We start from the raw sequence: 14419 nt of genomic DNA on the forward strand, positions 1-14419 counted from the left end.
ATCATCTACCCCATCCAAAAGTTAGGATCATCTGCAAAGATATCCGGCATATTAGATCAGGCAAAATGCCAGAGGACAGAATAAATTTGAAAACTTCTACATTTTCAAAAATAATTTTTATCTTTTATTGGCAAACCAACCCAAATATTCCTATTTAATCACTATTATTTATAGATGAATGGTTTGATTTGCAAGTTTTGCATCACTCATGGTGAAATCGCAGAAAAGATGTTGAGTTAAAATATTAAAAAGCTTTTTTCAATGTAATCCAGAATACACTTCCCTTTCCTTGGGGATTATTTTCTACACCATATGCTCCGCCATGCAGTTCTATTATACGTTTAACTATGGCAAGACCAAGTCCTGTACCTTTAATTCCTCTTTTATCTGCACGCTGGAATCTATTGAACAACAATGTTTTATCAGAATCCGGAATTCCTTCACCACGGTCGATAACAGATACTTTCCATGTATTACCTTCATCACTGAAATCTATATCAATGGAACTGTTTTCAGGGCTGTATTTGATGGCATTTGACAAAAGATTAGCAAAAACATCTTCTATAATAGGGTTTGCAATTGCAGGACAGCAGGTCTCTCCGGATATATTCACAATTTGCTGACTTGTTTCAATCTGTTCCATGAAACTTTCGATGACCATTTTAAACACAGGTACAGCGTCAATGACCTCAAAGTCAATATCATCCTGCTTCTGGAGTTTTGCAAGAGTGGTGGCAGTTTCAAGCATTTCGATTAGTCTGTCATTATTGTTTTTTACCTTCTGCGCAAGTATCCTTGCCTGTTCATCATTTATTGTATCAAGAAGTTCCTCTGTATAACCTTTGATAACGCTTGCAGGTGTAAGAAGGTCATGGCGTATGATGTCTGTGAACAAGTCTTTAAGCTCATTTGACTTTTTTAGTTCACCTGCGTATCTTTTAAGCCTCTCCTCTGCCTTTTTCCTCTCAGTTATATTTCTGGCAACAGAAAGGATCGCTTGTTCACCTTTATACTCTATCAGCCTGGAATTGAGTTCAACTGGGAGCAGGGCTCCATCTTTAAGCACAAAAGCAATTTCAAAAATAACACTTTTTTCCTCTATAATGCGCTCAGTATAGCTGTTCATCAATTGTTTCATTTCAGGTTTTACAATATCTGCCGGAGATATTCCAAGCATCTGCTCTCTAGTATAACCGGTTGAAGATATCATGGCCATGTTAACATCAATGAAATTCCCATATGGCCTGTAAATATAAATGAGATCATCAACGTGGTTGAATATAGTCTTAAGATTCTTTTCGGACTCAACCAGCATAGCTTCCATTCTTCTATTCTCGGTTATGTCCTCACCCGAACTAATAACTCCTATCCGCCTGCCATTTTCGTCTTCTACCGGCACATCATGCCAGAATATCAGCCTTTCTTCGCCTTCCTTTGTTATAATGTAATTTTCAAAATACTCAGGAGGGTCAAGTTCGTGGTTAATTACTTTGATGAAATTATTTCTGGTTAGCTCCCTGACACTTTCAGGCAGGAAACAATCAAACCAGTTCTTTCCGATTATATCCTTTTTATCATATCCAAGAACTTCAGCTCCTTTGTTATTAACAAAGATTACATTAAGATCTGTGTTCACAATTCCTATGATCGAACCTGCAACATCAAGATAGTTGTACAGTTTGTCCCTTTCTATTTTAAGAAGATCTTCTGTTCTTTTTCTTTCACTGATATCCCTTATGATTAGAAGTTCTGCCGTCTCACCTTCATAATCAATAAGCGAACCATTTATCTCCACAGGGATATTACTATCGTTCCTGGTTGCAATATTAATGTCGAATATCTCTCTGTCAGCAACCTTACTGCTGCACAATTCGAGCCATTCTGATGCTCCACGCTCATCATTTGCAGGACTGAACTTCATGTAGTTTTCATTGATTATCTCATCATGTTCATAACCTGTGAGTTCGGAAATCCTTGAATTTGCAAATTTGATGATCCCATTCTGTATGATAAGAATTCCATCATTCCCTTTTTCCACAATAGTAGAGTACTTCTTCTCGGATTCATGGAGTTCCTGCTCAGCGTTTTTTGTTTCAGATATGTCTTTGCCCACACAAATGAATAGATCTTCTTTATCGTTATCCATGGGCTTGCAGGTTATACTCATGGGTATTTGTTCCCCGTTCTTGCACGGGTGAACACATTCAAAGGTAAAACGTCCATACTCGATTGCCTTTTTTATTATAAGCGGAACCTCTTTACTTATAGTACATTGGGGCATAAGCCCGGCCATATTCATCTGACGAAGTTCTTCTGCCGGATAACCTGTAAATTCTTGGAAATTCGTGTTAAAATCGATTATATTAGTTTTTGAATCAATAATGAATATGTAATCATCAAGTTTGTTGTAACATTCCCTCATTTTTTTTTCAAAGGTCTTCAGTTTCGTAATCTCGTTTCTTTTTTCAAAAGCAAGTGTCACGATCCTTGTGAACATATCAAGTTGTTTTTCATATTCTTCGATCCTGCTCTTGTTCTCTTTGACATCAGGACGAAGTCCCTTAAGGTTAAGCTCTATAAAACCTTCCTTCTTTCCATTAATGACTATTTCGTTAATAAGGGTCATGTCATAATTGGTGCAGTCTGAATATTGGCTTTCCTTTCCGAGTAAGCAGATCCTTATAGAAGCAAGTTCAGATCTTTCGAAAAAATGTTTTGCTCTATCTGCAAGTAAGTTCAGGGATTTTTCTATTGATGACTCGTTTAGCAATATGCCAAAGACATCCGTAACGTTATTTATAACATTTTCATTCTTTTTTGAGTATCCATTCATTTCCCATTTCCCCATGAGCAAATAAATGGCTGGTGCATTCGCTAATGCATAATAAAGCAGCCAATCTCCACACTATCCTATTCATTCTATGCTTCTTTTATTTATAAATATATCTACTATATGTATTTTTATAAACACATCCTACTTTATTTAAACTTTATTATAATTTATAATAAAAATAGGATAAACACAAAAAATTAGTAATTATGGATCTACAATAAAACTTGTAGTTTAATGATCTCAATTTTTAGTTATACAGATAGTCTTCTATAAATTCTGTATCTGAGGATGAAACAGAATCCATGATCTCAAGGAAATCAGTATTGTCAATTCCGCCAGAGCTTTCCACAAATTCTCTATTTGCCTGCTGAAGTGCCTCTACACCAATTTTCTCATATAATGTATATGTAAGGGAGAATGCTTTCTTGTATCCATAGTCCACACGCTCTTCTGTGTCACTGTTGAGGGTTTCCGGTGTGTCCCAGTCAGAAAGTGGAAAGTCATATTCATCATTGAGGTCTTCGTACTTCTTAAGGAAGCGGTCACGTCTTGACTCAGCATCTTTTGGTTCCGTTTCACTGAGAACAATATATGTGTAAAGGTCCGCATAACCTTCGTCCATCCATAACTGGTCAAAGTTACAGGCACGTGTCCAGTAATGTGAAAGCTCATGTACAAGGATTCCATGATTGGATGTGTAAAGCAACCAGATTCCGCTCCTGCCCTGATTGTAACCACCATAACCACCGGTTTCTGTCAGGTTAGCCTCGGTTATCGTAATATTATACTCAGGAGGATATGCAACTCCCCAGTTTTCTTCAAGCAATTCAAGGCTTTCAATGGTAGTCTTTATGATATCCTGTGCCCACTGCTCTTCGCCTTCCCAGTACCTGACTTCGATGTCCACATCACGTTCTTCAAGATGAGCCGTACCTTTTAATGTAAGACGTGGTGAAGTTCTTACAGAGTTTACCGTACATGCCTCATCCCAGCTTTGTCCCTTTTCGAAAATGTAGATGCTGGAATACAATTTCTCTTCGACTTTGTAATCATCTCTACTCAGGTGTGTTTCAAAATCATCCGGTACTTCCAGAGTTACTTCAACATTGTCACCGTATTCGCTTAACGCGAATACAGCTGTGTTCTGATTGACTTCAATTTCATAGTCAACATGGAATGTATAACTTTCTTCGTACCATACTTTGTTGTTGAAGTAAAATATATAATATCCGTCCTCTGATTCTCTGAATGCCATGTTGTTCTCTTCATCAAAAACCTTGATGTTGAGGGCTCCGTCAGGAAGGTATGAGTTATAGCTGGAGTAGTATCCTCTCCAGTATTTTGTGTCAGAATTGTTGTTGTAGAATGTAATCTCCTTTGATACTTTTACTATTCCCTCATCAGGTACAAGTTCATAACTTGAATGTATGCCGGTGAAAATATCACTACTTGTTGCTGAACTTATGTTAATAGTACACAGAAGCACCAGTATAAGTATAGTTCCTGTAAATATCTGACACTTTTTAGAAGATCTCATCACCATCTAATTGCAAGACTGGATGGACACGGTTTAAACCCTTATGACATCATAATTCAAATCATGTTCATAAAAAAAGAAGATTTGTACATTGTATGATAATAATTCAGTCAAAATTATAAATTTATGTGCAGATTTTGATGTAACATGTATGTAGATGTGCACGCATCTGGAGGTAATTATTGGCTAGGTTCCTGTTAGCGTGTGCCATAATAGCAAACCATTTAAAGATGTACTCCTATGAGAGGATATTTTGCGGAGATGTTTCCATGAGATATTGGCAGCCAAAATACGAGACAATGAAAAAAGAAGAACGTTCTGAACTGCAACTAAAACGCTTGAAAAAGACGGCTGCGGCAGTCTATAATAACGTTCCTTTCTACAGGGAGAAGTTCAAGCAACTTGGCATAACTCCTGATAATATTAAATCACTTGATGATATCAGCAAATTACCAACCACAAGGAAGACTGATCTCAGGGATAACTATCCATTCGGTCTTTTTGCAGTACCAAGAGAGGAAATAGTAAGGATCCATGCATCTTCTGGTACAAGTGGAAAGCCAACAGTAGTTGGCTATACAAGGAATGATATCGAGAACTGGTCAGATCTCATGGCAAGAAACCTCACAATGGCTGGTCTTGACAGCAGTGATGTATTCCAGAATGCAGTTAACTACGGACTTTTTACAGGTGGTCTTGGTTTCCATTATGGTGCTGAAAGAATGGGTGCCATGACTGTGCCAAGTGGTACGGGAAATACAGCCAGGCAGCTTGAAATGATGATCGATTTCGGTGTAACTGCAGTTCACTGTACTCCTTCTTATGCACTTTATCTTGCAGAAACCGCAAAGGAATTGGATATTGTAGACAAGCTTTCTCTTAGAGTAGGATGTTTTGGTGCTGAACCATGGTCTGCAAATACAAGAAAACAGCTTGAGAACTCTTTGAACATTAAAGCATACGATTCCTACGGTCTTTCAGAACTCATGGGACCGGGTGTTGCTTTTGAGTGTGAGGAACAGGACGGCCTTCACATATGGAGTGATCACTTCTATGTTGAGGTTCTTGATGAGAATGGTGAGCAGGTTGCAGAAGGCGAGAAAGGAGAACTTGTACTCACATCCCTGACAAAGGAAGCACTTCCTATTATAAGATACAGAACCGGTGATATTACACGTCTTCTTGAGAGCGAATGTTCATGTGGTCGTACTACACCACGTATTTCAAGGCTTCTTGGAAGAGCAGACGATATGCTCATTGTGAGGGGTATCAATGTGTTCCCATCACAGATAGAGGATGTCATTGTGGACATTCCGGAAGTCACAGAGCATTTCCAGGTGCTTCTTGACAGAAATGCAAAGATGCTGGATGAAATCACTGTCAGGGTAGAGCTCGAAGAGAATGCTTTCACAGGCGAGCTCAAAGACCTTGCAGCTGTTCGCAGGCATGTCGAGAATGAACTCAAGAGTGTGCTCAACATCAGGACAAATGTTGATCTTGTAGAAAAAGGTTCTATCCCAAGAACAGCAGGAAAGTCACAGAAGGTTGTTGACAGAAGAAATGCAATCTAAGTACTTTTTATTATTCATATCATAAATCAAGGTGAAAATATGCCACATATCATGGAAATTCTTGGAAAGGCCAGAGTTGTTGTAGAAAATGGAGAGATCACTGAAGTTGGAGAACCTTTGATCGGCTGGTGTCCCATATTTGAAAAGGCTCGTGGCATAACTGAGATCACAAAGGAAGAGATCAGAAAGAATATGGAGTTCCGAATAAAGGATTTCGGTCTCTTCACAAACAAACGTCAGCTAGATATGGATATTTTCGTAGGTTTTGGTGCATCCGAGACAATGATGACAGGACTTACCAGTGGTCTGCTGGATACAACTGTCACTGCATGTGATGGTGCAGGGACTGTAATTTCCAATAATCCAAATCTTGTTCAGGGAATGGGTGCACGTATATCGGGTCTTGTTGAAACAGAACCTATAGATGAGACCATAAACGGAATTAGTGAACGTGGTGGAATTGTCCTTGACCCTTCAACTGCCAGGGTCGACCCGGTGGCAGGAGTCAGGAAAGCTGCACAGCTTGGTTACAGAAAAATAGCTGTTACCGTTGTTTTCCCGGAAACTGCAAAAGAGCTGCGTGAGGTTGAAAAGGAACTTGACCTTGAGCTTGTGATCATAGGTGCACACGTTACAGGTATTAACAGACAGGCAGCACAGGATCTGATTGACAATACTGATATTGTGACAAGTTGTGCTTCAAAAAATATACGTGAACTTGTAAAACCACTGGTTCAGGTTGGCAGTGCAGTTCCTCTTTTTGGACTTACACAGCGTGGAAAGGAATTGCTTCTGGAAAGGGCAAAGGAAGTGGATTCACCTCTGTTTGTCAGTTCTGCAAAGCTTCCCTCATTGCCTGAAGCAAAACAGCCAAAAGAACTGGTCTGATTAACCAGCTTTCTTTTTTAATACTATTACTTTTTAGTTACCTGACATTTCATTTTTCCGGAATGTCAAGTTTATTTTTCTTCCTGTATGTCATTCCGTTAAATATTGCAACGATGTCTCCCTTATCATCAGTTATGTTAACGACGTAGGTTGATATCTTAGGGTTGATAGATGTTTCTTTTGCTTCTGCATAAAGAGTACCTTCTACAGCAGCTTTAACAAAGGATATATCGGCGTTGATGGCAACGGCAACTGTTCCATATGAATTTGATGCTGCAGCAAACGCCATATCTGCAAGTGTGAAAATTGCTCCACCGTGCACAGTACCCAGGATATTGTGATGTCTTTTTTCTATTTTCATCTCTGCTTTAGCATAGCCTTTTGAGACTTCAGTTAATTTCATTCCGGAATTTGATGCGAAACATTCCTGAGAAAAATAACTTTGGATATCATCCATGTTTTCCATATAAACCCTCGTTTGAGTGATGTGTTCACCCAGTTTGTTTTCCTGATACTTATACTAGTTGTTAATTACTCATGGAATTGTTCGTATTATGCAAGTAGAACGATTAATCATGACAAATATGAGTAAGTTATATATACGAATACATACTAGTTTATCATGATAAAACATGACAGAATATTACGTTAATCGCAATACATACAGTTTTGGAACATTGTTCCTTTCAATGATGATCGCTCTTATAACCTACTACTCATTCCTCAGCTACCACGGTGTAGTCTGATTTGTACCACAAAGGATTGGGTCTATGTGGGGTTAGTGTAGAAAAGAGTGTAAATGGATGCTGCGGTCCATTTACTCTTTTCCCTTCGTATGCGTGTGATTTCTTCCTGTCATCTTTAACTTATTCTTGTTTTTTCTTTCAATCAAAGGTTGGAATATATCTTCTATATAAGTTTTGAGGTATTTTTGATTATTTTGCACACTCGTCATCGTATTTTTTAAACAATGGTGTCTAATTTCATATATATAATATTGTAAAAATAGAACTTTCTCAAATTTTAATCTATTTTGCAAAATATTTATATTACACGGGGTAATTGCTGCTATTTAACAGAACAAAAAAGATTGTAACTTTTAGACATATCAAAAGGTGGAGCATTGAGTTGTCTGTATCCGTTTGTTTAAAGTGGCAATTAGAGTAGGGGTAATAGGTGTGCTAGGTAATGATAACTTAGATGATGCTACGAATTATGACTCAATGGACATACCTGACTCGGTAAAAAGGGAATTATTTCAAAAAACAGCTCTTCTTTCCGGCTTGCTTCGATCAGTTCCTGACCTTGTTTTTTTTAAAGATGCTGATGGTGTTTTTCTTTCGTGTAATGAAATGTTTTCCAGATATGTGGGCAAATCTGCCGGTGAGATTATAGGGAAAACCAGCCATGATATATTTGACAGAAACAGAGCTGATTTTTTCCGTTCCAATGACAGGAGAGTATTGGAGTCCGGTCACTCATATAAAAGTGTGGAATGGATAGATCGTGCAGATGGAATGAGAATTCTTCTTGAAACATTTAAAGCTCCTCTATTCACAGAGGAACATGAACTCATTGGTGTGGTGGGCGTCGGTCGTGATATAACAGAACGCAAACGCACAGAGGTCGAGTTACAGGAAAAGAAGAATGAACTATTCCAGATAGTGAATGGTAGTCCTATACCGGCTTTTGTGATCAACAAAGAGCACGATATCATATACTGGAACAAAGCCTGTGAGAATACAACAGGTATTAAGGCCAAAGATATAATAGGAACCAGAAACTCGTGGATGGCTTTCTATCATAATAAGAGGCCGATACTTGCAGATCTGATAGTTGACAATTGCCTTAGTGATATAGAAAAAGCATATGGCAATAAAAAGTTGCAACCTTCTTTTGTAGAAGGTGGTTATCAGGCAGAAGACTATTTTGAAGCAATAGGCAAATGGCTACTTATAACTGCTGCTCCTTTAAGGGATCATAACAATAATATCATGGGAGCAATTGAGACGCTCCAGGATGTAAGTCTCTCCAAACAGGCAGAGCAGGCAATGCTGGAAGCCAAAATGCTGGCAGAGAATACATCACGCACAAAAAGCGAGTTCCTCTGTAATATGAATCACGAACTCCGAACACCCCTGAATCTGATACTTGGATACGCAGATCTTCTTCTGGCTGAAGAGACTGGAACGCTGAGTGAAGATCAAAGGCATTTTACTGAGATTATCAAGTTTGCAGGCTCCAGATTCCTTGACCTGGTTGACTCGTTGATATATATTGCGGAGATTGAAGAAGGGAAGATGGAGATCGATGTCGATCTGTTCTCATTGCCTAATCTCATGTCTGATATAAAGAGGATGCTGGTTTCTCAGGCACTCAAAAAAGGTGTAAATCTTGAGTTTGATGTTGATCCTTCTGTAACAGTTATATATGCTGATAAGTCCAAGATAAAAACAATTTTACATCATCTTATCAGTAATGGAATAAAATTCACTCCTTCCGGGGGAACTGTTCTTGTCATTGTCAGGCAGAATAGGAATAATGAACTTCACCTGATTGTAAAAGATGATGGCATAGGTATATCGGAAGAAGACCAAAAGATACTGTACAATGCTTTCGTACAGCTTGACTGGTCTCTTAATCGTAAATTTGAGGGTTCAGGACTTGGTTTGAGTATTGTGAAGAAATTTGTCGAAGTTCATGGCGGAACCATCTCTCTTGAGAGTAAACCTGGTGAAGGAAGCACATTTGAAGTTATATTACCACTGCCTTCTTCAGAAACCTTTGGTGTACTTGGAGATGTATACAGCAGCACGAGATATACAGAGTAAGTTGGGTCTGCTTTCAGAGAATCTCGTCATCTTCTATCTCTACATCAAGCACTTCCAGTCTGATCTCTTCCCCGCTGCCGTTAAAACATTTCCAGTTATCAGGCCCAAAAGGGTGGCCAACTATTATATGATGGTTCCCTGTTTTACTGAACAGCCTGAGATCAGCCTTTGAAGGTCTTATGATGGAACTTGGATGGCTGTGTACAGAACCAACTGCAGAGATATTTGGCATCATGAAGAGTTTAAGAACTGCATTGATTTCACTGGATTCGGTTCCGGGGAGTATAAGTACATCCGTAATAATTCCATCTTTTGTTTCCAAAAGGCCGGCAAATTCATTAGGGTAAGTCGACTTGCTGACCTCCATAATAAAATCCAGAGTATCTCTGGCAATTCCCTTTATTGCTTCACTCATCTTTAAATCTATACATGGAGAACATATAAATTTTTTGAGAACACTATTTTTGTGATGGGATTATGAGCATCGACCACTTTTTTAGCAATATGGAGTCCAAAACCATTTCTGCACTAAGTTAGAAAAAGATATTAGATTTTTACTTAGTTAAGCAGGAGATAGATTATTCCTGAAACAATAGCTCCTGCAAATGTCGCAACAAAATTGACACCACTGTTTGAAAGCATACCACGCTTCTGAAGTGTTGCACCTAGGAGGCTGTCAATATTTGTTCCAAGGAAACCACCAGCGGTTGTAATGGCTATTGCCATAGTTGCATTTTCAACCCGTCCAAAAAGAACGGGAAGCAGGCCAATTACCATGGAACCGAGAAGTGCGGCTACTTCACCAAGTATGGTGACCGCTCCGTCAACACCTGCACGCGTTGGTTTCAGTGTGGTTATCATTATTGGTTGTGAATGCGCGGTTGTTCCGATTTCACTTGCAAGAGTATCACCGGTTGCAGTAGCCACGGTACCGAGGTATGCAAATATTATCAGGTCTGCATATTGCGGATATATTCCATAGCATATCGCCAGAATCAGAGCTGCCATGCTGTTGCTGAACACATTCTCATAGCTTCTGACACCGCCTTTGGACTGTGCGAGTCCTATGGATTCTTTGTATCTGTACTTGTACTTAGTAAAGGCTCCTCCAAGTATGAAGAATGTCAACAGAAGAACGAACCAGAATAGTTCGCTGAATACAATTATCAAAACTCCCAGGAGAGCAGCACTGAAAAGGGCCGAAAGATCAGCTATTCTTGTTTTGTATGCAAGATAACCCAATACAAGTGAGAACATCAATGCGAAGAACATCTGTTGTGGAGGTACGGAGTATCCGAAAGAGCTGAAAAGCCACATTGACATGCCCGAACCAAGTGGAACGGAGAGATTATTATCTATGTTTGATGGGATAGATTCAAAGAGTGCTCCTGTTATGGAGCCTATTACCGCAAGGAAAAAGAGCATATTAAGATCAATGTCAATATTCTGCCAGTGTATGAGCCAGAGTCCGGCTAAATATGTTGTCAGTATTCCCACACCAAGCAGCACAATGCTGGAAGGGAGCAGACAGCACTCTTTTTCCTCAGCATTGGATTTGCAATGCAGGATCTGCAGTTGCTTGCGATGTCGTATGAAGTTTGCAGAACTTGTTCCAAAAGTTGATATTGCAATTGCACCAGCTATGACATATAATGGAAGTCTATACTGAGTAAATTCCAGTAATGCACTTATCAGCATCAGGATGAATACGGATATTGCAAGGTTCTTTGCGCTTTTAAGTCCCTCATTAATTTTATCCGTGAGCATTTCCCTTGAGCCCGGAAGTGGTTTTTTATACAGATAACGGTTAAGAGGCCAGTCTTCAGGCAGGAATGTCAGTGCGAATATCATTAGAAAACTGAGGATTAGCAGAATCTCAGAGCCGATAAATGGAAACAGAAGTATGAGGAAACCGAAAGCAGCATGAAGTAACTGCCTTCTGTATTCATGTTCCATGTTCTCAAATATCTTTGGTATGCCTGCCATATTAATCGCTGGTATTTTGCATAATGATTTATGATTTGTTTTGTATTTCAGATAATATTAAAGCTATATATTGATAATGATTATTCCATTATTATAATATTAATATATTTTCCTGTTCGTCTCGGTTTTTGTCGTCGTTATTTTCCGAAAAACAACTACAGCAGAATCATGTCATGTTATTACATGGCACATTATAAACAAATATATTAAAATAATAGTAACTCTTAAACTCACAGACCTATCTGGAGAATACCGGGGAGCAGACTCCCTTTTTGAGATTAAATGCCGCTTTTTGCACTGGCAATCTGCGAAGTTTTTCTTTTGTATTCATATGGCCATTTAGGAAGGTGTTTCTATGCAGGAAAAGATCAAAGAAATTGCAGCCCGTGTAAGGGAATTACGTGATATTTCCGATATTTCCATTGAGGAAATGGCCGGAAAGCTGGCATTGTCCGTTGACACTTATTCTAAGTATGAGGGTGGAGAGGAGGATATACCTGCAAGCGTTCTTCTTGAGATCGCCCAGAATCTGAATGTAGATATGTCAGTACTTCTCACCGGAGAAGCCCCAAGGATGCGTGTTTTCTCAGTCACCCGTAAGGATAAGGGTGTAAGTGCAGAACGTCGCAAGGATTACAAGTACCAGAACATTGCTGCAAACTTTGCTCACAAGAAGGCTGAGCCTTTTGTTGTAAGGGTTGACCCTAAACCGGAAGGCACATCAATTTCAACCAACAGTCATCCTGGTCAGGAATTCGATTATGTCCTTGAGGGAACACTTAAAGTGGTCATCCACAACAACGAAATTGTCCTTGAAGAAGGCGATTCCATATTCTTTGATTCTGGCTATGAACATGGAATGCAGGCACTTGGTGGCAAACCAGCAAAGTTCCTGGCTGTGATATTGTAAACTTATAATTGTAATTTTGACTTAAATTTCTGCTTAAACTTATGTTCAAACTTATACTTATTCGGAGGTATTATGACTTCATTACTTGAAAAATATGTTTCGCGTGTGGAATTTACGTCCTATGAGGACTTCAAAGCAAACTTCAAGATCAATATTCCTGATAACTTCAACTTCGCATACGATGTTGTAGATGTCTATGCGGCAGAACAGCCTGATAAGAAGGCTCTTGTCTGGTGTGATGATAACGGTGAAGAAAAAATATTCACTTTCAAGGATCTCCAGTATTATAGTAATAAAACTGCAAATATGCTCAAGAGCCTTGGTGTAAGAAAAGGCGACAACGTAATGCTCATGCTCAAGAGCCGCTATGAATTCTGGTTCTGTATCCTTGCACTTCATAGAATTGGTGCCATTGCAGTTCCTGCAACCCACATGCTCACAAAGAAGGATGTTGTCTACAGGGTAGAGCGCGCAATTATCAATACTGTAATATGTGCACCTGACGAAGGTATTCTTGATTATGTTGACGAGGCTTATGATGAGGTAAGCAGTATTCTTAAGAACCGCCTTGTAATTGGTCTTGAAAGAGAAGGATGGCTTGGTTTTACCGGGGAAATGGAAAAAGCATCCGAGGATTTTGAACGTCCGACAGGTGAAGAAGCAACATGCAACGATGATATCCTGTTGAACTACTTCTCATCAGGAACCACCGGTTTCCCAAAGATGGTGCAGCACAGCTTTACCTATCCTCTTGCACACATTATAACAGCAAAGTACTGGCAGAATGTAACAGATGAAGGTCTCCATTATACTGTTGCTGATTCCGGCTGGGCAAAATGTGTATGGGGTAAGATATACGGTCAGTGGATAGCAGGCAGTGCTGTTTTTGTATATGACTACGAGAGATTCAGTGCTGACAGGATGCTTGAGAACGCTATCAAGTACGGTGTAACAACATACTGTGCTCCACCAACAATATACAGATTCCTTATCAGGGAAGACCTGAGTAATTATGACTTCAGCTGCCTTAAGTACTGTGTAACAGCAGGAGAACCTCTGAACCCTGAAGTTTACGATCAGTTCTACAAGATAACAGGTATGAAACTCATGGAGGGTTTCGGACAGACAGAAACAGTTGTCTCTGTTGCAACTTATCCCTGGCTTGAACCAAAACCAGGTTCAATGGGAAAACCCTCTCCTGAGTATGATATCATGCTCATTAACGGTGAGGGCAAACCATGTGAAGCAGGTGAAGAAGGAGAGATCTGCATTGACACAAGTTTTGGAAACCCGCCGGGAATCTTTACCGGATACCGTTCAGATGAGGCACTTACTGCAAGGGTCTGGCATGACGGTTACTACCACACAGGTGACATGGCATGGAAAGATGAGGACGGTTACTACTGGTTCGTTGGCAGGGCTGACGATATCATAAAGACATCCGGTTACCGTGTTGGTCCTTTCGAAGTAGAGAGTGCACTTATTGAGCACCCTGCAGTTCTTGAATGTGCAATCACAGGTGTTCCTGATCCAGTAAGAGGACAGGTTATCAAGGCAACCATAGTTCTTACAAAGGACTACACAGCCAGCGATGAGCTTAAGAAAGAACTCCAGGACCATGTAAAGAGAGTCACAGCACCTTACAAGTATCCACGTGTTGTGGAATTTGTTCCTGAACTTCCAAAGACTATCAGTGGGAAGATAAGGCGTGTTGAGATTCGTGACCACGATCAGGAAGGTTCACAGTAACCTTTCTTTTGTTTGCTTTTAATTTACTTCCCGGACCATAAAGTAGATAGATATTCAGTTTCTTTATGGAGTATTCCATCCGGGATATTATTTTTAAACGTTTAAACTTAAAAT

10 protein-coding genes are annotated in these 14419 nt (G+C 39.5%); 5 read left to right on the forward strand and 5 right to left on the reverse strand.

Annotated elements, in window-relative coordinates; genetic code table 11:
- Positions 1–244: 244 nt before the first annotated feature.
- Both RE474_RS12825 and RE474_RS12830 read right to left on the reverse strand, forming a co-directional pair.
- Positions 245–2833, reverse strand: a complete 2589-nt coding sequence (locus RE474_RS12825; RefSeq protein WP_309310755.1) for a PAS domain-containing sensor histidine kinase — start codon at positions 2831–2833, stop codon at positions 245–247.
- A gap of 247 nt (positions 2834–3080) precedes the next feature.
- Positions 3081–4370, reverse strand: a complete 1290-nt coding sequence (locus RE474_RS12830; protein ID WP_309310756.1) for a M1 aminopeptidase family protein — start codon at positions 4368–4370, stop codon at positions 3081–3083.
- 269 nt (positions 4371–4639) lie between these two features.
- Here RE474_RS12830 and RE474_RS12835 point away from each other — a divergent pair, with 269 nt between their 5' ends.
- Both RE474_RS12835 and RE474_RS12840 read left to right on the forward strand, forming a co-directional pair.
- A complete protein-coding gene (locus tag RE474_RS12835; protein WP_309310757.1) occupies positions 4640–5941 on the forward strand; it encodes a phenylacetate--CoA ligase family protein in 1302 nt (433 codons plus the stop codon).
- Between the two features lie 39 nt (positions 5942–5980).
- The gene (locus RE474_RS12840; protein WP_309310758.1) at positions 5981–6829 is read left to right on the forward strand and encodes a methanogenesis marker 8 protein; all 849 of its coding nucleotides are present in this window, start codon (positions 5981–5983) and stop codon (positions 6827–6829) included.
- A gap of 49 nt (positions 6830–6878) precedes the next feature.
- On the opposite strand, the gene RE474_RS12845 is transcribed toward RE474_RS12840, so the two are convergent.
- Positions 6879–7286 (reverse strand): PaaI family thioesterase, encoded by a 408-nt coding sequence (locus RE474_RS12845; RefSeq protein WP_309312258.1) that lies wholly within the window; start codon positions 7284–7286, stop codon positions 6879–6881.
- Between the two features lie 721 nt (positions 7287–8007).
- Here RE474_RS12845 and RE474_RS12850 point away from each other — a divergent pair.
- Positions 8008–9660, forward strand: coding sequence for a PAS domain-containing sensor histidine kinase (locus RE474_RS12850; protein ID WP_309310759.1), 1653 nt, complete (start codon positions 8008–8010; stop codon positions 9658–9660).
- Positions 9661–9673: 13 nt separating this feature from the next.
- Here the strand turns inward: RE474_RS12850 and RE474_RS12855 are convergent, their stop codons facing one another.
- Together RE474_RS12855 and RE474_RS12860 are read right to left on the reverse strand one after the other, a co-directional pair.
- A complete protein-coding gene (locus RE474_RS12855; RefSeq protein WP_154808222.1) occupies positions 9674–10075 on the reverse strand; it encodes a Mov34/MPN/PAD-1 family protein in 402 nt (133 codons plus the stop codon).
- Between the two features lie 143 nt (positions 10076–10218).
- Positions 10219–11646, reverse strand: a complete 1428-nt coding sequence (locus RE474_RS12860; RefSeq protein WP_309310760.1) for a DUF92 domain-containing protein — start codon at positions 11644–11646, stop codon at positions 10219–10221.
- A gap of 355 nt (positions 11647–12001) precedes the next feature.
- Between RE474_RS12860 and RE474_RS12865 the strand changes: the two genes are divergently transcribed.
- Together RE474_RS12865 and RE474_RS12870 are read left to right on the forward strand one after the other, a co-directional pair.
- Positions 12002–12556 (forward strand): helix-turn-helix domain-containing protein, encoded by a 555-nt coding sequence (locus tag RE474_RS12865; RefSeq protein WP_309310761.1) that lies wholly within the window; start codon positions 12002–12004, stop codon positions 12554–12556.
- Positions 12557–12628: 72 nt separating this feature from the next.
- Positions 12629–14305, forward strand: a complete 1677-nt coding sequence (locus tag RE474_RS12870; protein WP_309310762.1) for an AMP-binding protein — start codon at positions 12629–12631, stop codon at positions 14303–14305.
- Positions 14306–14419: the final 114 nt, after the last annotated feature.

Source organism: Methanolobus sediminis, assembly GCF_031312595.1.
Lineage (GTDB): Archaea > Halobacteriota > Methanosarcinia > Methanosarcinales > Methanosarcinaceae > Methanolobus > Methanolobus sediminis.